The organism is Nostoc punctiforme PCC 73102 (genome assembly GCF_000020025.1).
GTDB classification, from domain to species: Bacteria; Cyanobacteriota; Cyanobacteriia; order Cyanobacteriales; family Nostocaceae; genus Nostoc; species Nostoc punctiforme.
Window position 1 is genome coordinate 7,408,975 of the sequence record NC_010628.1, and the last position, 19,496, is coordinate 7,428,470.

At 39.8% G+C, this 19,496-nt stretch carries 12 protein-coding genes; 7 read left to right on the forward strand and 5 right to left on the reverse strand.

The genetic code is table 11. The features are described from left to right. Window positions 1–383: 383 nt before the first annotated feature. The 4 genes from NPUN_RS30365 (at window position 384) to rnhA (ending at window position 6,570) form a co-directional block, all read left to right on the forward strand. Window positions 384–2,339 (forward strand): PAS domain-containing sensor histidine kinase, encoded by a 1,956-nt coding sequence (locus NPUN_RS30365; protein ID WP_012412232.1) that lies wholly within the window; start codon window positions 384–386, stop codon window positions 2,337–2,339. Window positions 2,340–2,346: 7 nt separating this feature from the next. After that, a complete protein-coding gene (locus NPUN_RS30370) occupies window positions 2,347–3,858 on the forward strand; it encodes a hybrid sensor histidine kinase/response regulator (protein ID WP_012412233.1) in 1,512 nt (503 codons plus the stop codon). A gap of 226 nt (window positions 3,859–4,084) precedes the next feature. After that, window positions 4,085–5,398, forward strand: a complete 1,314-nt coding sequence (locus tag NPUN_RS30375; RefSeq protein ID WP_012412234.1) for an amino acid permease — start codon at window positions 4,085–4,087, stop codon at window positions 5,396–5,398. 263 nt (window positions 5,399–5,661) lie between these two features. Continuing rightward, entirely contained in the window at window positions 5,662–6,570 is a 909-nt protein-coding gene (rnhA, locus tag NPUN_RS30380; protein ID WP_012412235.1) for a ribonuclease HI, read from the forward strand. A gap of 78 nt (window positions 6,571–6,648) precedes the next feature. On the opposite strand, the gene cruG is transcribed toward rnhA, so the two are convergent. Continuing rightward, window positions 6,649–7,881, reverse strand: a complete 1,233-nt coding sequence (gene cruG, locus NPUN_RS30385; protein WP_041565722.1) for a 2'-O-glycosyltransferase CruG — start codon at window positions 7,879–7,881, stop codon at window positions 6,649–6,651. A gap of 112 nt (window positions 7,882–7,993) precedes the next feature. Continuing rightward, window positions 7,994–8,902, reverse strand: a complete 909-nt coding sequence (cruF, locus tag NPUN_RS30390) for a gamma-carotene 1'-hydroxylase CruF (protein WP_012412237.1) — start codon at window positions 8,900–8,902, stop codon at window positions 7,994–7,996. Window positions 8,903–9,319: 417 nt separating this feature from the next. Between cruF and NPUN_RS30395 the strand changes: the two genes are divergently transcribed. Genes NPUN_RS30395 through NPUN_RS30405 form a run of 3 tightly spaced genes read left to right on the forward strand, consistent with a single transcriptional unit; the run spans window position 9,320 to window position 12,109 of the window. Further along, on the forward strand, window positions 9,320–10,405 hold the full coding sequence (locus tag NPUN_RS30395; RefSeq protein ID WP_012412238.1) for a polyamine ABC transporter substrate-binding protein: 1,086 nt from the start codon (window positions 9,320–9,322) through the stop codon (window positions 10,403–10,405). Between the two features lie 27 nt (window positions 10,406–10,432). Then, entirely contained in the window at window positions 10,433–11,326 is an 894-nt protein-coding gene (locus NPUN_RS30400; protein ID WP_012412239.1) for an ABC transporter permease, read from the forward strand. A 54-nt stretch (window positions 11,327–11,380) separates the two neighbouring features. Then, window positions 11,381–12,109, forward strand: a complete 729-nt coding sequence (locus tag NPUN_RS30405; protein ID WP_012412240.1) for a Uma2 family endonuclease — start codon at window positions 11,381–11,383, stop codon at window positions 12,107–12,109. A 17-nt stretch (window positions 12,110–12,126) separates the two neighbouring features. On the opposite strand, the gene NPUN_RS30410 is transcribed toward NPUN_RS30405, so the two are convergent. The 3 genes from NPUN_RS30410 to NPUN_RS30420 all read right to left on the reverse strand — a co-directional run bounded on the left by NPUN_RS30410 (window position 12,127) and on the right by NPUN_RS30420 (window position 19,421). Further along, on the reverse strand, window positions 12,127–15,732 hold the full coding sequence (locus tag NPUN_RS30410) for a hybrid sensor histidine kinase/response regulator (RefSeq protein ID WP_012412241.1): 3,606 nt from the start codon (window positions 15,730–15,732) through the stop codon (window positions 12,127–12,129). Window positions 15,733–15,765: 33 nt separating this feature from the next. After that, window positions 15,766–15,978, reverse strand: a complete 213-nt coding sequence (locus NPUN_RS43735) for a four helix bundle protein (protein ID WP_012412242.1) — start codon at window positions 15,976–15,978, stop codon at window positions 15,766–15,768. A gap of 134 nt (window positions 15,979–16,112) precedes the next feature. Then, window positions 16,113–19,421, reverse strand: coding sequence for a GAF domain-containing protein (locus tag NPUN_RS30420; RefSeq protein ID WP_012412243.1), 3,309 nt, complete (start codon window positions 19,419–19,421; stop codon window positions 16,113–16,115). Window positions 19,422–19,496 lie beyond the last annotated feature (75 nt).

Sequence of the window (19,496 nt, forward strand, 5' to 3'; positions counted from 1 at the left end):
TTACAGGTATTCATGTTATCTACCCCAGAATAAATAGTTATATAGTTTTTTCTTTAGAACTTTTTAGTAAAATGCTTGTTTAATATGGATATGGATTTAGCTAATTTAATATTGCATTACTAAGTTTAGGGAAAAATGATTTTTATTTGTAACTTTTAAAAAGATTTAATTAGAATTTAGAGGATGTGTTAAAACTCATATTATTGGCATTAAAAGAAATAAATATACTGCGATATTCTCCTAAAAGGGGATGCTAAAAAAGCATTAGAGAGTACACAAGCATTTGGGTTTAAGCTTTTCAATGCGTAAATCCTGTTAATTTTATTTTGAGATTGAAGCAAATTAAATCCAGTATTTTTAAAAACTTTTTTACATAACCACTAATGCTATTTCCTGAAAATGAAAGCCAACGGCTAGAAGTACTACTTTTCTCTAAAAATCCTAATCCAATGTGGATATATAACCAGAATAATCTGCGGTTTTTAGATGTCAATGAAGCTGCTGTTATCCACTACGGCTACTCACGAGAAGAATTTTTGCAAATGCGAATGACTGACATTTTCCCTCCAGAAAATGTATCTATATTCAGAGAATATTTAGGAAAAAGGCACACTAACTTGCACTTTTCTGGACAATGGCTACATCGGCGAAAAGACGGACAGAATATTGATGTTGAAGTTGTTACACATACAATAGACTATGCTAATTACAATGCTCGATTAGTTAATATCCGAGACATTACAGAACACAAACGAATAGAAAGAACACTTCAAGAGCAAAATGAGTTTTTGCGGAGAATTTTTGAGAGTATACCATTGATGATTGCACTTATTGATACCAATGGTAAACTTCAGTGGGTAAACCAAGAATGGGAAAGTGTTTTAGGCTGGAAATTTAAAGACTTCCAAACTGGTGATGTCTTGGAAGCATTATATCCTAATGCTGAATATCGACAGGATGTGATTAATTTTATGCAGTCTGCACAACACAATTGGGCTGACTTCATAACTCAGGTTCGGGATGGTGATTTACTAGATACATCTTGGACAAATGTTAAACTTTCAAATGGTCAAATTATCACTATTGGTCAAGATATCACGGAGCGCAAGCGAACTGAACTGGCTCTAAAAGGTCAAGCCGAACGCGAGCAATTGATGCGAACTGTTGCTCAACGAATTCGTCAATCTTTGAATCTCCAAGATATTTTGAATGCAACAGTTCAAGAAGTGCGAGATTTACTTGGGGTTGATCGAGTAGTAGTTTATCAGTTTGACTCAGAAATGATCGGTACAATCATGGCGGAGTCAGTAGAACCTGGATGGAGAGTTTCTTTGGGGGTAGAGATTTATGATACGTGTTTTCAAACAGGCAAAGGAGCGGAATATTACCAAGTAAACAAACGAGCGATCGCTAATATTTATGAAGCTGGACTAACTGATTGCCATATTCGCTTATTAGAACAATTTGAAGTCAAAGCAAATTTAGTTGTACCCATTTTACTAGAAGTAAGTTCTCAAACCCCTGGCTCTCACCTTTGGGGTTTATTAATTGCTCACCAATGCTCTGGCTTTCGTGAGTGGGAAAAAAATCAATTAGATTTGCTCGATCAAGTGACAGTCCAATTAGCGATCGCAATTCAACAATCCAGCATCCTTGAGCAAGCTCAAACTGAACTTGTTCAAAGACAAAAAGCTCAAGTCAAATTAAAAAATGCCTTAGCTGAAAAAGAAGTTCTCTTAAAGGAAGTTCATCATCGAGTTAAAAATAATTTGCAAATTGTCTCCAGTTTATTACAACTCCAGTCTCAAACACTCAAAGATCCTGAAGCCATCAAAGTTCTTCGAGAAAGTCAAAACCGAATTGAGTCAATATCTTTAATTCATAAAAATTTGTACACTTCTGCTAATATTGGGCAGATTGATGTTGTCGATTATATAAGTAATTTAGCAGCAAGCCTGCTAATTTCCTATCAAATATGGCCTGAGAGAATTACTCTAGAAACTGATATAGATTCAGTGAATTTGAATGTCGATCAAGCTATTGCCTGTGGATTGGTTATTAACGAATTAGTCTCCAATGCTCTCAAGCACGCTTTTCCTAATCAACAAGTAGGTACAATCAGTATTGCTCTACGCAATATCAATAATAGTATCGAGATGACTATCCAAGATAATGGAATTGGTTTACCAGCTAATTTAGATTGGACAAATACTGATTCTTTGGGTCTGTCATTAGTATATGACTTGGTTACAGAACAGCTAGAAGGCAACATCACCCTAGAACGTAATCATGGAACAGGATTCAAAATCAAATTTAAGCAGTTAACTTTGCATCAGTAAATATCAAATGGGTCAAGCTAGGATTTTAGTTGTTGAAGATGAAGTGATTGTGGCTAGGGCTATTGCTAGCCAACTCAGTCAACTAGGTTATGTTGTTACGGGAACAGCTTCATCTGGAAAAGTTGCCATAGCTAAGGCATTGGAAACTCAACCAGAGTTAGTATTAATGGATATTATTCTTAAAGGTGAAATGGACGGTATTGCTACTGCCAGCCATATTCGCGAGCAGTTAGACGTACCTGTAATATTTTTAACTGCTTATGGTGATAATAATACTTTAGAAAGAGCCAAAATTACCCAACCTTTTGGATACATTGTTAAACCATTTACTACAAAAGATTTAAAGATAGCAATTGAAATCGGTCTTCTAAAACACCAGTTAGAGCGTGAACTCCGGCAGAATCGAGATCAGTTGGCAACCCTTTTAAACTCAATAAGCGATGCTGTAATCGCTACAAATGAGCAGGGAAAGGTGACATTTATGAATCCCGCAGCCGAGACACTAACTGGCTGGCAGCAAAAAGATGCTTTAGGAAATGAGGCAGCAAATATTTTTCATATTGTCGATGAAGCCACAGATACTATATTAGAAAACCCAGTGACAAAAGTGCTGCGAGAGCAGCAAGTTGTTTATTTAGAGGAATTCACATCTCTGATTAGAAGAGACGGAAAAAGAGTTCCAATTGGTGATAGTGCTTCGCCACTGAAGGAAGGGCCAGATAAAATAAATGGTGTAGTAGTTGTTTTCTGGGATCTTAGCGATCGCCGCCAAACAAAAGTGCTAGAGAAAGCATTAGAAAAGGAGCAAGAACTTAACCGTCTCAAATCCTTATTTATCTCTACCGTATCTCATGAGTTCCGTAATCCCCTGACTGTTATTCAAACGGCAGTAGAGCTTATAGAGATGAAAGGAGGAAATTTGACAGATGAAAAAAGAGGAATTTATTTAAAGCGAATTCAAGGTGCTGTGCAGTCTATGGAAAAACTCATGGAAGAAGTGCTGTTTGTGGGTCGAGCGGAGGCAAAAAAACTTGTATATAACCCTGCTCCACTTAACTTAGAGCAATTCTGTCTAGAGTTAATTAAAGATTTTTCTATTGTTGAAAGTAGCGAGTGTGAAGTTGTTTTTACCTGTCATAGCGATCGCACTGACGCTGTAATGGATGAAGGACTATTAAATTATATGTTCGGGAATCTCCTCTCAAATGCGATTAAATATTCTCCAAGAGGTGGCAAGATTCAGTTTAATTTAATATGCGATCCAATTGAGAAGGTAGCAATTTTTTATATTCAAGATCAAGGTATGGGCATTCCAGAAGCAGATCAAGCTAGACTTTTTGAATCATTTTACCGAGGCTCAAATGTCCAATCAATTAAGGGTACTGGGTTAGGCTTAGTAATCGTTAAAAGGTGCGTTGATGCTCACAGGGGTCAAATTAGTGTTACAAGTCAAATTGGAGTCGGTACTACATTTACAGTAATTTTGCCCTTAAATTCCGATAGCTCAAGCGAAAGCTAGAGGTAGTTTTATTTTGAGAATCAAATTGATTATGAAATAGCCTTTTCCTCTACTTATTTCAAGTACTACAAATTACACTCCTGCTCAAAAAATTGTGTTAACGATGAAATCGCAATCGCTTATTTTTCGCTAAAATTTGTCTGAAAAAGCAGTAATATCAGGGTTTTTGCGAAGAATATTTCCAGATGCTAGTATTGTTAATCGGGTTTATGTACGGGTATTCAGTATGCTTCCCATAGAGACTGTTCTCAAAGATTCAGAGCAAGTCACTCGGTTGTTTTCTCATCTTGAATTTGATGGAAAAAAGTTTAATCATCAACCAGGTAGTGTATTGGGGAGTACTGCATTGATTGCGGGAACCACGGTTGGGGCTGGAATTCTCGCCCTACCAGCCGTTACTCTGCCGTCTGGTATTGTACCATCCACATCTGGACTGATTGCTGTTTGGCTCTACGCTTTAGTTTCAGGGTTATTGGTTGCAGAAGTTACCTTAAACACGATGCGAACAGAAGGGCGTGTAAGCATAGGTTTTTTGGGAGTTGTTGAGAAAATCCTTGGTAAGCTGGGAGCGCAAATGGCTGGCGGTGCATATTTATTTATGCATTATGCTCTTTTGGTGGCATACATCACCCAAGGTGGAGAGATTTTAGGATATGCGGCAGCAAAAATCTGGAGTGTGCAGATATTACCGGCGTGGATGGGCACAACGACTTTCACGCTGTTATTTGGTGGCATTATGTATCTTGGGCGAGAAAAGTTTATTGAGAAATTAAACAGTGCCTTTGTCGGAATTGTCATCGTTTCTTTTTTTGGATTATTGTTTTTCGCAGGAAGGCACATTCAGAGTGCCCAACTCTTATTTCAGAACTGGAGTGCCCTTGGTAGTGCTATTTCAGTGATGTCTGTGGCGCTATTTTTCCAAAACGTTGTGCCGTTAGTTGTGACGCAACTTGAAGGGGATGCCGGCAAAATTCGTCAGTCTATCTTAATTGGTTCTGTGATTCCTCTAATTATGTTCTTGGCATGGAATGCCGTAATTTTAGGAAGCATCAGTCCTGATATGCAATATGGTACATCTGATGGTAGAACTGTTTTTGACCCACTGCAAATTCTCCGAGCAGGTGGTGCAGGGGAATGGTTAGGAGTGCTAGTATCTATATTTTCAGAGTTTGCGATCGTCACATCATTCATTGGATTTGTGTACGGATTGCTGGATTTGTTCGAAGATATTTTTCTTGGACAGAGCAAGCTTTCTAACCGTTTTCCCCTCTATTCACTGGTTCTTTTCCCGCCGATGACTCTCGGTACGCTCAATCCCAGCATCTTTTTTACTGCTCTAGATTACACTGGAACGTTCAGTATCTCAGTTCTGGGTGGAATAATTCCGGCGTTAATGAGTTGGAAGCAACGTCAAGAACAAGAAAACTCAGATAGCACAAATCAACTACTCGTTCCTGGTGGAAAGTTGACACTCATTGTGATGATTGGAGTGGCATTAACCATGATGGGAAGACAAATTTTAGTAATTTACACAGAGTAAAACCATAGTAAAATCCAAGGTACTATTATTGACCATCTACAACGTAAAAAGCGATCGCAACTTAGAAAACTTTATTAGTAGCACAGCGATCGCACTAGCAACCAACCAAATCGCATCTTCAGTTTTAACGTATCGCGTTTTGTGAAGCATTGTTACTGGAATGCTAACCAGTATAATAACCTGGATATTCTTTACAAAAATTCGCCGCTAATCACTCTTGGCTTTGCATCCTTTGCGTCCTTTGCGGTTCGATATCCTAAACCATGTCCACTCAACCCACAATCCAAAGTATATATACCGATGGTGCTTGCACCGGCAACCCTGGCCCTGGTGGTTGGGGAGTTGTCGTCTACTTTAGCGATGGCTCAATCCACGAAATGGGCGATGCATCGCCTCATACCACCAATAATAAAATGGAAATGCAAGCTGCGATCGCAGCTCTCCAATTTCTGCAAACATCTCAACAAGCACAACCAATCACCCTTCATACCGATAGCGAATACCTGATTAACTGCGTAACCAAGTGGGTGAAAGGCTGGAAAAAGAAAGGCTGGAAAAAGTCAGATGGTAAACCCGTCCAAAACCAAGAGCTTTTGGAAACTCTTGATGAACTCAATACCCAACAGGTAAAATGGCAACACGTCAGGGGACATTCTGGTAACATAGGTAACGAACGTTGTGATGCGATCGCTCGCACTTATGCTAGTGGCAAAATTCCTTCGCTACAACAATTTACTTCTACAAATTTTTATAAATCTTTACCTTCCACAAATGAACTAAATGTAGCAAAAGTAGCTGATTATGAAAAAAAGTCTCGAATAATTAACCAAAGTAACCAAGAAATCAGTACTTCTGCACTAGAAATAACCGTTATGGAACCATCAACTGGGCCTACTGCGGCCACTATCGATGAAAAACCGGCAGAAATGAGGGTTTCGCAACTCCGCAGCTTGGTCGAAACTCTGCGTATCGCTGACGAAATTTCAGAAAAAGGCTACTTAATCACCAGTTCTGAGTTAGCAGACTTGATGGATGTCCACGCCAGCGCTGTTACCAGTCGGGGAGATCAATGGCGCTGGCGAAACTGGATAGTGTCACGGGTACGCCGTGAAGGAAATCAAATTCTTTGGGAACTGGAACGCGGGGATCAAGTAGGAGGTGAAGAGGAATAGGGAGTAGGGAGTACTGAGTGCTGAGTTGTGAATTTTTAACTCTTCACTCTAAACTCTTCACTACTCACTCTAAACTTCCTACTCAGCACTATACTTGCGTCCTCGCCACTCGCGTGGCTTGTGGAACGCAGATAAGAAGATTCGTAGCACAGCTAGGGGATCGGCTAAAGGGGAAAGCCAGAATAACCAGCCGCCTTTAGCACTTTTGCGATCGTAGGAAGGTGCGATCGCAATTAGCATCGCAAAGCGAATCACTACTAAGAATAAATTCAGTCCCAGTAGAAGAAGTAGGGGAGCGGGTAGAGACGAGTTTAATCGCGTCTGTAGCGAGTACGAGAGTGAGGGAGAAATTAATAAAAAACTGAGGACAATTAAAAGGGGTAGACCTTGAACAGATGTGAGTAGCCATAAATCTCCCCACAACTGGGAACGAGAAGTTGCATCTTTAAGGTCAAGACTCCGCCCCCATTCCTTCCACGTCTCCATCGCCCCTTCATACATTCGTACTTTCAGCACCTTTGCGCCATCTAAAAAGCCAACTTTATACCCAAGAGTCGCAATATTTCGTGCCAAGGTGACATCATCACAAAAAGAACTACTGGCGCTGCTGTAACCACCCACAGCAGCTAAAACGGAGCGACGACACAAAAAACACTGCCCATTTGCCATCACCCGTTCAGGGTGCTCTGCATTAATGCCAGCAGGGTCAAATCGGTAAAGTAAAGTCATCAACAAAGCTGGTTGTAGCCAGCATTCCCCTGGATATTTGAGGATAAACTGGGGCGAAAGGGAAACTAAGTCATAGCCTTGTGCTTCGGCCGTCTTCACTAAACCCGCAACCAAACCAGGATGTGGTTGAATATCAGCATCCAGACCCAAAAACCACTGACTATCCTCAGAGCTATATAGAAAACCGTTATGCAATGCCCAAGGTCGCCCCACCCAACCAGAAGGTAAAGGATCATCCGTCATCACACGAAAGCGCGGATCTTTTTGCTGTGTGGCTTTTACTAAGTCGGGTGTACCATCACTGGAGTTGCTATCTACAACAAGAATTTCCCGAACTTCGTAGCTTTGCTGACTTAAACCAGCTAACAGAGGGCTAATGCGAAGCGCTTCATTCAGTGTGGGAACTACGACACTAACCTTACCTAAAAGGTCTGGCGTTGGCTGTTGCGGTTTTATTGGTGGTAGCCGTCTTGGCCCCTTTAACAAGCGCGAAAACAGAATCGCCGTTGCTGGTACTTGAATAAGTAGCAATAAAAAGGATATGGCACTTTCTACTATTAAAGCGTTGTCTACTGTTGTCAAAATACTTATCAATTAAAAGTGCGACTATACAAAATAAATGGGAATTGGGAATTGGGAATTGGGAATTGCTAACTTTCCCTATTACTCTATTCCCCATTCCGCAATTTCTAGGCTATTTCAAGGCAACTTCAACCTTTGCTACTGAGACTTCTTGGCTTACTGGTTCAACAGCAACTTGAGTAGCTGTGGTTGAACTTCTTAACCACAGCGCCACTGCGGGAACCACACCAAGGAACAAGCCGAGCAATACAGGGATGGAGAAGCCAGCAGCTAAACTTAACCCAGCGGCGAAGGCAAAGTTAGTTAAATAAACGACTAAGGGTAGATTGAGTTGCGATCGCTCTAATTTTATCGATGTGTTTCTCCACAACAAGCCTGCCACACTCATAAACAGGGCGCTAGTGCCAAACCAACCTGCATAGTTCTGGTAAGGTGTGCCAAAGAAAGCTCCTGGTTGTTCCCAATACCAAAAAGGCAGAGAAGTTTGACTCATCGCTGGCTCAAGGGCAAAATCCCAGCAAGTGAAGAGTAAAGCACCAACAGCTATAGCCGCAATATGGCGACCCCAACTGGGCTTTTGAGCCACTTTCAAACCAGTTCTCGCAATTAAATAAGACGACAGTCCAACATAGAACCAAGACAAAGGAATTGTGAAAGGAACTAGCCCTGCAATCTTATAACCCAAGCCACTCAAGTAGCTATAATCTCCAAATGGAAAACCTGTGCTGGTTCCCAGTAGTTCACTTCCTAAAGAGATAAGCATAGCCGGCAGCATAAATGCTAGCCAAGTTCCCAATCCCAGCGTCCGGTAGGCATAAATAGAGACAGCTATTGTCCCCAAAATGATATCAACTACACCGCCGCCTGCCATACTTAACTGTATGGCAGTTTCTCCAACCTGCGATAAGTTAAAAATTATGTCGGCATTAGGTATGACCAGTAGCATCCCTACCAGTCCGAAGGCTTTTGACACGATATGACCAATCAGGCATACGCGCTCAACGATAACAAGTTGTCTCATGATAATTCCTTAACAAGATGTGACACGCGGCTACTCGGCTGCTAACAGTTTACAAATGTTTAACAACATATTTAAATACTTTGTGCCGCAATTCTCTACAAACTTGTTTGGCTTTCTTGGGAAGAGCATAACAGCCGATTGATTGAAGCTAGAAGAAATATGATGATAAACCTACTAGTCTAAGCTATATATTCAAAATCTACATAATTACATCTGCAAAAAATTCTGGTTTTTTGTTCTACTGATACCCGTATGATAAAAAATTCCTTCCATGCAGGGATCTCATTGAGTGAAGAAAACTATTATAAATTAACTAAGCCCTAAAGTGAAGAATGATACATTTATGCCAGAAAATTACGCCAGGGAATACGAAGTATACCGTAATCTAGAAGTTGTCGATGAATAACTTCTAACTTAATGGCTAACAGACGGCAATTTTTAAAAGGGGTGGCGGCACTTTCTAGCTTATCTTTAGCCAGTTGTGGCTGGAGACTGGCTGAAGTCCGTGCTAATTCTAATACAAATGGTCAACGTGACCAACTTTATGTCTTTACCTGGACACAATATACTGACAACCAATTACTGAGAACTTTTAGCACCCAAACTGGTATGAAAGTGCTGGCGGATGTGTATGATTCCAATGATGTCATGTTGGCCAAGTTGCAAGCTGGAGGTGGTGGCATTTACAGCATCATTAACCCATCTGATTATATGGTGCAGAAGATGGTAAACAAAGGTTTGTTAACAGAGATAAATCACGATCGCTTAATCGGTTTAGAGAATTTATTTCCCCGATTTCAGAATCCTAGTTATGACCCCAATAACCGATATAGCATCCCTTTTAACTGGGGGACAACAGGTTTGCTTTACAATTCCGAAAAAATCAAAGATGCACCACAAGACTGGGATTACCTTTGGCAGAACCAAGAAAAACTTAATCAACGAATGACCTTGCTTAATGATGTTCGAGAAGTTATGGGTGCGACCTTACGGATGCTAGGTTATTCTTACAACTCCAAAAACGAACAAGAAATCAAACAAGCTTATGAAAAGTTAAAGGTGCTAAAACCTGCGATCGCACGTTTTGATACTGACGCTTGGCAAAATCAAATTCTGGCAGGAGATTTGCTATTAGCAATGTGCTATTCAGCAGATGCAGTAAAAATTGCTCAAGAAAACCCTAAACTCAAATATGTGATTCCTCGCAGTGGTTCTTCATTATGGACAGACACTATTGTTATTCCGAAAACAGCCCCTAATTTAGCTGGAGCTTATGCTTGGATCAACATGATTTTGCAACCAGAATTAGCAGCCCAAATCAGTCAACGCTTGAGTATTTCTACGCCTAATAGGGCTGGATTTGAGCAATTGCCAAAAACAATCCAAGACAATGCTAATTTATTTCCCGCAGAATCACTTTTAGCAAACTGTGAACGTGTTACTCCTGTAGGAGATTTTGAAGAGGTTTACGATCGCTATTGGACTCAATTAACTAGCAGTTAAAATAGTTAGGAGTTAGATTTATAAGTAATGAATATTGAAAAAAATGGGATTTCCCAAATAGAAAAATTGCCTCGCCTGCGAGGAAATTGGCTGCAACCTTTGATATTACTTGCACCATCGGGAATTTGGTTATTACTTTTGTTGGTGCTGCCAACTTTGATAATTTTCGAGTTAAGTTTAGTTGCAGACATTCGACCGGGAGATTTGGTTAATCCCAACGGATTCCAAAACTACATCCGAATATTTGACTCGCTTTACTTACAAGTAATTGTGCGATCGCTATTTTTTGCGTTGGGCACTACAATAATTTGTTTAATTTTAGGCTTCCCTGTCGCCTATTGGATTGCTCAAATAGCGCCGCTACGTTGGCGTAATTTGCTGCTATTAGGCTTTGTTTTGCCGTTGTGGACTTCTTCATTACTTCGGTCATACGCTTGGATTACAATTCTTCGTCCTACTGGTTTGTTAAACAGTTTACTCAGCACTTTAGGCTTGCCTACTTTGCAATTACTTAACCAGAGTCAAGCTGTATTTATTGGTATGAGTTACAGCTTGTTACCCTATATGGTTTTGATTTTATATGCTTCTCTCGAAAAGCTAGACAAACGGTTGTTAGAAGCGGCAGCTGATTTAGGTGCAAATCCGATGGAAACTTTTTTCCAAATTACTGTACCGCAAATTCTGCCTGGAATTACGGCTGCTTCTATGCTTGTATTCATCACAGGTTTGGGAGATTTTGTCGATCCAGAATTACTTGGTGGTGCTTCTAGTATGACGGCAGCAAGGTTAGTTTATAACCAGTTTCTTGGAGCAACCCAGAATTGGGGATTTGGTTCCGCTTTAAGTATGACGTTAATTTTGCTTGTTAGTATTGCGATCGCACTTTTAATTAAGTTTGGCGAACCTGGACCCAAACGCTAAACTTTTGGTCGCTCATTTATAATAAGGGCATCAAACGCCAGCGAGACAACGGTTATGCTCTCACCTGATCTCAAAAATGCGTTACCAACTACTGATGAACTTCCCTGTTCAGACGATACGCCAGTGGATAACGAAGATCAAAATTTTTTGCCCAACATTTTATTATTCTTACTCAACTCCATTTGGGCAAATCGTCTGGATTGGTACTTCGGTATAGATATGGGATTATATCACACCACAGGGGTAAATCCTAGAGTACCTGTAGTGCCGGATGCTTTTTTAAGTGTGGGAGTAGAACGGAAAAAGGGTGGTAAATCACGCAAAAGTTACGCCGTTTGGGAAGAAAATGGGATTGTTCCAATATTCACATTAGAAATGGTATCCCATACCCCAGGAGGTGAATACGACGAAAAACTAGATATATACAGAAAACTCGGTGTATTGTACTACGTAATTTATAACCCTGAATTTTGGCGACGCGACCAACATCAACCCTTTGAAGTGTATAAATTGATAGATGCGAGCTACCAGCTACAAATAGGTGAGCCTTATTTTATGCTAGAAGTGGGGTTAGGTATTGGGCGGCACCAGGCTGTAATTGCCGGCATACAACAGCAGTTTTTATGTTGGTATGATGAGCAAGGAAACCGCTATTTGACAGATGCAGAACAGGCACAACAGGAGCGATCGCGGGCTGAACAAGAGCGGCAAAGGGCTGAACAATTAGCGCAGTATTTACGTTCTCTAGGTGTAGATCCAAATAATTTACCTGGTAATCCGTAATTACGAATTACGAATTTTTAATGATTTACCACCATAAGCAAATCATTTAAATCATCTGCATTACTGTTAATTAACCTCTTAATTGTAGAAAGAAATTCATTTTCTAAATAAGGCTTAGTTAAGTAAGCTTTTGCACCCAATTCTTGAGCAAGTTGGCGATGCTTTTCAGAGCTGCGAGAAGTGAGAATCACCACAGGGATTTTTGCTAATTTTGGGTATTGACGGAAATTGCCCAGCAACTCAAAACCATTCATTCGTGGCATCTCTAAATCAGAGACGACAACTTGAATTTCTGGATGTAACTGCAACTTTTCTAGAGCTTCTACACCATTTTGAGCTTGTATTACTTGATAGCCCGATTTTTGTAGAGTGAGAGAGATAGTTTGGCGCAAACTAATTGCGTCATCTACTACTAAAACAACTTTTGGTGATTTATGATCTGGCTTTTGAGAATAACTGGGTTGAGTTTCTATCGTTTTTATGGAAGTAGATGCAGTAAGTAATGGCGTAGATGCAAAAGTGTCTCCCGATATCGCCAAGGCTTTTTTATTTGAGGGAGAAGCTACTGGTAACGCCATGATATCAAGTGTTGTTTGTTGGATCTCGCTAGACTTGACCAGCAACGAAGCATCAATCACTAAGATGAGATTACCATTGGGTAAACTACTACAACCATAAACGTATTTTGGCGGTGCGATCGCATTTCCTAAAGGTCTGATGACCAGTTCTTGTTCACCAATTATTTGGTCAACTTCCAAAGCAAACATTCCCTGATTTCGTCGGAGCAAAAGCACTGGATTTTTCGCTATGCTTGGGTCGTCAGTATTTGATGTGTTGTATGGAACAGCAATATTCAAGAATGAATCATTATAATTAATCAATTTTGAAAGGTGACGGAGGCTGACCATAGTCTCATCATTGCCTGTGTTCCAATGCAAGACTTGTTGACCTTCAATTTCTTTAATTTGCTGCTCAGAGGGAATCAATATTTTTTCGATACTGTCCGAAAGAAAGGCATAAATAACACCTTTAGCTTGAACTAGCATTAATTTTTCTGTAGTCATAGAAAAAGGAATTTTGAGTATGAATATTGTTCCTTGGTTGGGTAAGGATTGAACTGAAATTGAGCCATTAAGTGCGTTCATCTGAGTCCGCACAATATCTAACCCCATACCACGCCCAGAGATTTCAGTCACTTTAGCGACAGTAGAAAATCCAGGTGAAAATATCATGTCTAAAAGTTCAGGTTCTGCCAGATTAGAAGCATAACTTCTAATTTTTTCTTCAGTTTGTATGGGATAGAATTCAGCAGCTTTTCTGCGAATTCTGTCTAAATTCAATCCCTGACCATCATCCCGAACTTCGATAATAGTGTGGCTACCTTGATGATAAGTGCGGATTTCGATTAACCCTTTTTCTGGTTTTCCAAGCTCTCGGCGAAGTTTCGGAGCTTCAATCCCGTGGTCAAAAGCATTACGTACTAAATGTAATAGCGGATCGTAGAGTTTTTCTGCGATCGCTTTATCTACTAGTACCTCAGTACCAGTAAGCTTCAATTCTACAAGTTTGGCATAAACATTCCCCAACTTATTTACCATCTGGGGGAAACGATTTAGGATATTGCCCAAAGGCAACATTCGTGCTTCTACTAAGCTCTCTATCATATTAAGAGTTAAATTCTCTTGTTTGTCACTAATTTGAGCAGCTTGTGTCACGAGCAATTCAAGTGATTCTGTGGTTTCTTGTAGTTGCAGTATTTCTTCTATTGCTTCATGCAATGTTGTATGAAATTCTGTATATACATCCATTTCTAAAGAGTCAAATTTCACCGCAAAATTTTGTGTTTGTTGTGAGGCAGTATTTGATATTTGTAATGGGAGATCGCGTAATTCATTTAAAGTTTTTTGGTGTCTAGTAATTTGCCGTATTAATTGATCAATTATTTCTTTAACTTGTTCATCTTGCAAACTACGTCTTTTTTGGTAAATCAGTAGTTCTCCAGCTAAATAATTGAGGTGTTGCAGTCTTTCTGTATCTACTCGAATAAATGAAGGTTGGCGAAAGTTTTTAGTTTGAACATACTGTGTATCTTCTATTTCTTTGTTGATCTGTGTAGCTAAATCAGGCATAACTTCAATGGCTGTTTCAGTAACACCTATAGCTACCTGCTCATTTTCTGAATAATCATCATTTGGGGTTGTCACCGCTTGCTCTGCCAGGTTTTGGCTAACTTCTCCCCCCCATATTGTCTCTAGTAAATTATCAGTAGTTTGAGAAGATACAGATTTAGATATTTCTTTAAAAACTAACAGTGTTTGCAGTTTGGGAATATCAAGCCAATTTTTCTCTTCGGTAGTAACAGGAGGATAGTTTTTATATTCTTGTGCTAATCTATGAATTCGGTTTTGTAATATTTTAATGACTGAGATATAGCTGTCAGATTTATTAACAGAATTTTGAAAGTTTGTAACGGCAAATAGGATGATTAAAATTATCCCATGTCTATAAATACAAAGACTTTGGCTATCTTGTCCATCTTGAACAAAACCAAGAAATTTTTTCAGCCAATTTTCAATATAATCAAGTAGATTTTCTCTTTCTAACCTGGGAACAAGTAAATCTAAATTAAGCTCTGCTTTTGGTATTTCTATCTCGTGATTAAACCAGCCATAAATGTAGCGGATTACTTTTAGATAAAACTTGGCAGTTGTTGGATTGACAGATTCATTTTTATTGCTATCAGATGTAGTGAGAAACTGGTAAAATTGCTCTTCATTGATAACAAAGATGTCAGCAGATGAATTATTTTGTAATTTTTCGGATAACTCATTATTTGCCACTATCGTGAATTTTCGCAAAGCTAGAGAAGTTTTTCCACCAGATGTGCGATCGCCTTCTAATACTAATTTTTGTGCTTGTTGTAAATCTGCGAGGGCAATTTCAGCGATTTGCTGTACCTGGGTAGGATTTGCTTGCAGCGCTGATAGAATTGTTTGAGAAATTTCTCCCAATCCAGGCAAATTTAGAGATTCTGCTAAACCGAAAAATACCTCAGCTTGGGACTGTAATAATTCAATAAATTCGTTATTATTTGGTGGATTGTTAACAGCTTCAGCAATACTATTTAGACGTTGCTCTACTCCCACCTCAAAAACTGACTGGACAATATCAAATCCCAATTCCTCAGAAGTGGGAATATGAGCCTCATCACCAAACGCATCACCTAGCTTTTCTTGTAACTGTGAAAACACTGAAGTTGCTCGATTTAGTAGTTCTTCATCATTCACAGTGCTGCCTATTAGCTCAGTATTTAATGCTATGCTAAGACACTCATAAGCTTGTAATAAAAGTGTTTGTAATTCAGCATCAATTACTACATTTGGGTTATATAAAGCCTTAAATACATCTTCTAAAAAATGGGCTATCATCTTAATAACTTCTAGCCCAACATTAGCAGCACCACCTTTAAGTGTATGAGTAGCCCGCATTAAATTATGAACTTTGGCAGTACTATAACCTTCCGATAAGCTAAATAGTTCTTGTTCAATAATCTGTACTAATTCTGGGGCTTCAGCTAGAAAGTAGATGTATCCTTGTTCGCGAATTTCATTATCTGTAATCATATTTTTGATTTTAAATTTTAGATTTTGGATTTGTTACGTAAATTTTTGATTGATGCAATTTAATGTCAGAATTTCAGTGTTTTCTGACATCAAATCGCTTACTTTTTTTAGCGGTAATAAACCAACCTCAACAATAAGTTCCATCCAATAAAGACTTTCATCGGTTTCTTCCTCTACCAAGCTGAGTTTAGCAATGACATCCGCAGTTGACTTCCCATGACAAGCTGACTGATAGTTAGCTCCCATAGATGTTGCTGAACGGATTGACTGCTCTGCCGTTCAGCTTTGTCAAAGAGCTTCTACTAAGCGGATTACTCACAATGCTAGCTACTTTATTTCCCGCTTAAAATCTTCCTCATTCATAATCCAAAATCTAAAATCTATTTGACTTTAAACTTGCTAGCAGTTGTTAATAGCTCTTGCGCCATCCCTGATAAATCTTGAAACACAGTCGCAATTTCTTGAGATTCAGCAAAAGTTTTATTAGCAATTTCTGCTACATCTTGCATTGATTTTGTGACTGTTACAGATTGGGTCATCTGTTTTTGAGTCGCTGCGGTAATCCGCTCGATTAGCTGACTAATTTCGGCAGTTGCAGAAACGATCGCATTCAAGTTTTGGCGAGTATCATTGACAAGATTTGTACCTTCTACTACCTGCTGAATACCCGTTTCCATCGCTACTGCTACTTCTCCGGTTTCTGCTTGAATCTCCTGGACTAATTTTTCTATTTCGATAGTTGCTGCTGCTGACTGGCGAGATAAAGAACGGACTTCATCAGCTACAACTGCAAAGCCTTTGCCATATTCACCGGCACGGGTAGCTTCAATAGCCGCATTCAGAGCTAGTACGTTTGTCTGTGTAGCAAAATTACCAATCAAATTCACCACTTTGGAGATTTTTTGCGAAGATTCAGTGAGGCGTTTAATCTTCTTGCTGGTTTGAGCAACGGTTTCACGAATTCCTTGGATTGCTTTTACAGTTAAGTTCATCGCAGTATCGCCAGACTCAACAGTTTCATTGGCTTGTTGCACCGCCACTTGCACTAACTCAGCATTCGCCACCACAGCTTGAGTAGAGTCCACCATCTGTTGAATTTCGCCTAATGCTGCGGTAATTTCCTCAGATTGTTGTTGCGCCAGATTAGTCAGTCCTGCTAGGGAAGCCTCGCTATTGCTAGAAGTTTGAGCAACTTGTTGAGCAGCCCCCTGTACCTGAAGAACTATTTGCCGCAGCGCTTGCAGGGTATTATTGTAAGCATCAGCGATCGTGCCTAGTTCGTCTTCTGTAATGGGTGCGCGTACTGTTAAGTCGCCGTTGAGGGCGGGTCTAAGGGCTATGAGCAGTTGAATAGATCGTTGTTGTAGTAACTCCTTGGCTGCCTTTTCTCGTGCTGCGGCTTCTGCTAATTTGGCTGACTGCCCTTGTACTTGCTGCAAATATTCAGTCTGTTGTAATGCTAGCCCTAACTGGTTGCCAATGCGTGCTAACAAGGTGACTTCCGATTCATCCCAATCACGAGTTCCAGAATTTTGATAAGCTGCTAGCAATCCCCACAATTGTTCCCCGGCAAATACAGGAACAATTACATAAGCTTTGACTTCAAATTGCTCTAAAATTTCAATGTGACAAGGAGAATGACCTACCTGATAAATGTCATTTACAACAAAGTTCTCCCCTTGGGCATATCGACCTCCTTGAGTTTCTTGTAAGTGGGTATCTTCCCAGACAGTCTTGATATCGGGGCCTACCAGTTTTACCCAAGTGTGAGCTACTGATTCTGCAACAAATTCACCAGTCCAATTAGGGTTGAAGCGATAGACTGCGACGCGATCGCATCGCAGTAATTGTCGTACTTCTTGAGTGGTTGTTTTGAAGATTTCTTCTACATCTGAAGATTGCCGGATGCGGTTACTGATCTTGGTGACAGCTTTCTCTTGTTCCGCTATCTGAGCTAGTTTCTCAGATTTCAACCGAACTAATTCCAAATAATCTATCTGTGATTTAGCTAGGCTAAATTGCAAGCTAGTCTGAACCAAAAAAGTCACTTCCCAGGTTTCCCACTCACGGGGGCGAGAATTTTGATAAGCTGCCAGCAAACCCCACAATTTATCTCCAAAGAATATAGGAACAATTATGTAAGCTTTGGCTTCAAACTGCTCTAAAATCTCAATATGGCAAGGAGCAAGCCCTACTTGATAGATGTCATTAACAACAAAGTTTTCGCCTCTGACATACCTACCTCCCTTAGTTTCTTGTAAGTAGGTATCGTCCAAAACGGTTTTAATATCAGGGCCTACCAGTTTTGTCCAACCAGTACCTACAGACTCAGCTACAAATTCGCCACCCCAGTCAGGGTTAAAACGATAGACTGCGACACGATCGCATCGTAGTGATTGACGCAATTCTTGAGTGGTTGTTTTGAAGACGCTATCTACATCTAAAGATTGTCGGATGCGGCCTACTATCTTAGTAAAAGCTTTTTCTTGTTCAACTATTTGGGCTAGTTGCTCAGATTTCTTATGCATCTGTTCTAGATATTCGCCTTGTGAGATAGCCACACCAAATTGCAGTCCAATTTGGGTCACAAAGCTTTCTTCCCAAGGTTGCCAATCACGAGGTCCAGAATTTTGATAAGCTGCCAGCAAGCCCCATAATTTCTCTCCAGCAAATATGGGCGCAATGATGTAAGCCTTCATTTCATACTGCTCTAAAATGTCAATGTGGCATTGAGCATGACCCATTTTATAAATGTCTTTGGCCACAAAGCTTTCACCTTTGGCATAACGTCCTCCTTGGGTGTCTTGCAAGTGGCTATCTTCCCACACCATATAAAAATCAGGGCTGACCATTTTTACCCAGCCATTACCCACTGACTCAGCGACAAACTCACCACTCCAGTCAGGTTTGAAACGATAAACGGCGACGCGATCGCATTTTAGTAATTGACGTACTTCTTGAGTGGTTGTTTTAAAAATCTTATCGACATTTGATGCCCGCAGAATTTTGTCGATGACTTTAGCTACAGATTTTTTTGCTAGTATTCGCTGTTGTTCTTCTCTTTTGAATTCAAAACTCTGCAATTTGTATATGAGTTCTGTGGTAATTTGGGATAGCAGGCTAATTTCTACTTCTTGCCACTGCCGCGTTGATAAGCAATTATTTACTACCAGTAATCCCCATACTTTACCTTCTACTACAATCGGTAAACTCAAACTAGCTTTGATTTGAAATTTATCTAGGAGTTGCTTTTGATAAGGGGTAAGTTGAATCTGACTAATATCGTCAATAACTACAGGTTCTATATAGTCTTGGTTGGTATATAAACCAAAAATAATTCCGGGAATATTTTCGCCTAAAGTCGGTGTCCAACCTAGTGTTCTTGATTCTGCTAAAACATTACCTGAATCAAGAGAAGTAAACTGATAAATTAAGGCGCGATCGCAGCCTATTTTTTCTCTAATTTGCGCTACAGTAATTTTAAGTAATGTATCAATGTCTGGAGCTTGACGCAAATGAGTTGCGATGCCTTGCAACTGTCGCCGCCAAGTTTTAAATTCCTGAGATATGGCATTTAATAAAGATATTTCATTACTAGCAAGATTTGCTATATTAGCGTGTCCATTTAGATTTTCTACTTCAGATATTAGATGCTCGTTTTCATGGCTATTGCTATACAAAAATGTCATTTGATTAACCTCAAAATTTGTTATGGATAATAGAAATTTTGCAGAAAAAGATGGGGGCATCTACTTTTGGCAAAT

Excerpts from the sequence above, each read along its gene's own strand:
- NPUN_RS30365 (WP_012412232.1), top strand. The coding sequence starts at position 384 with ATGCTATTTCCTGAAAATGAAAGCCAACGGCTAGAAGTACTACTTTTC.
- NPUN_RS30370 (WP_012412233.1), top strand. The coding sequence starts at position 2,347 with ATGGGTCAAGCTAGGATTTTAGTTGTTGAAGATGAAGTGATTGTGGCT.
- NPUN_RS30375 (WP_012412234.1), top strand. The coding sequence starts at position 4,085 with ATGCTTCCCATAGAGACTGTTCTCAAAGATTCAGAGCAAGTCACTCGG.
- rnhA (WP_012412235.1), top strand. The coding sequence starts at position 5,662 with ATGTCCACTCAACCCACAATCCAAAGTATATATACCGATGGTGCTTGC.
- cruF (WP_012412237.1), bottom strand. The coding sequence starts at position 8,902 with ATGAGACAACTTGTTATCGTTGAGCGCGTATGCCTGATTGGTCATATC.
- NPUN_RS30395 (WP_012412238.1), top strand. The coding sequence starts at position 9,320 with ATGGCTAACAGACGGCAATTTTTAAAAGGGGTGGCGGCACTTTCTAGC.
- NPUN_RS30400 (WP_012412239.1), top strand. The coding sequence starts at position 10,433 with ATGAATATTGAAAAAAATGGGATTTCCCAAATAGAAAAATTGCCTCGC.
- NPUN_RS30405 (WP_012412240.1), top strand. The coding sequence starts at position 11,381 with ATGCTCTCACCTGATCTCAAAAATGCGTTACCAACTACTGATGAACTT.
- NPUN_RS30410 (WP_012412241.1), bottom strand. The coding sequence starts at position 15,732 with ATGATTACAGATAATGAAATTCGCGAACAAGGATACATCTACTTTCTA.
- NPUN_RS43735 (WP_012412242.1), bottom strand. The coding sequence starts at position 15,978 with ATGGGAGCTAACTATCAGTCAGCTTGTCATGGGAAGTCAACTGCGGAT.
- NPUN_RS30420 (WP_012412243.1), bottom strand. The coding sequence starts at position 19,421 with ATGACATTTTTGTATAGCAATAGCCATGAAAACGAGCATCTAATATCT.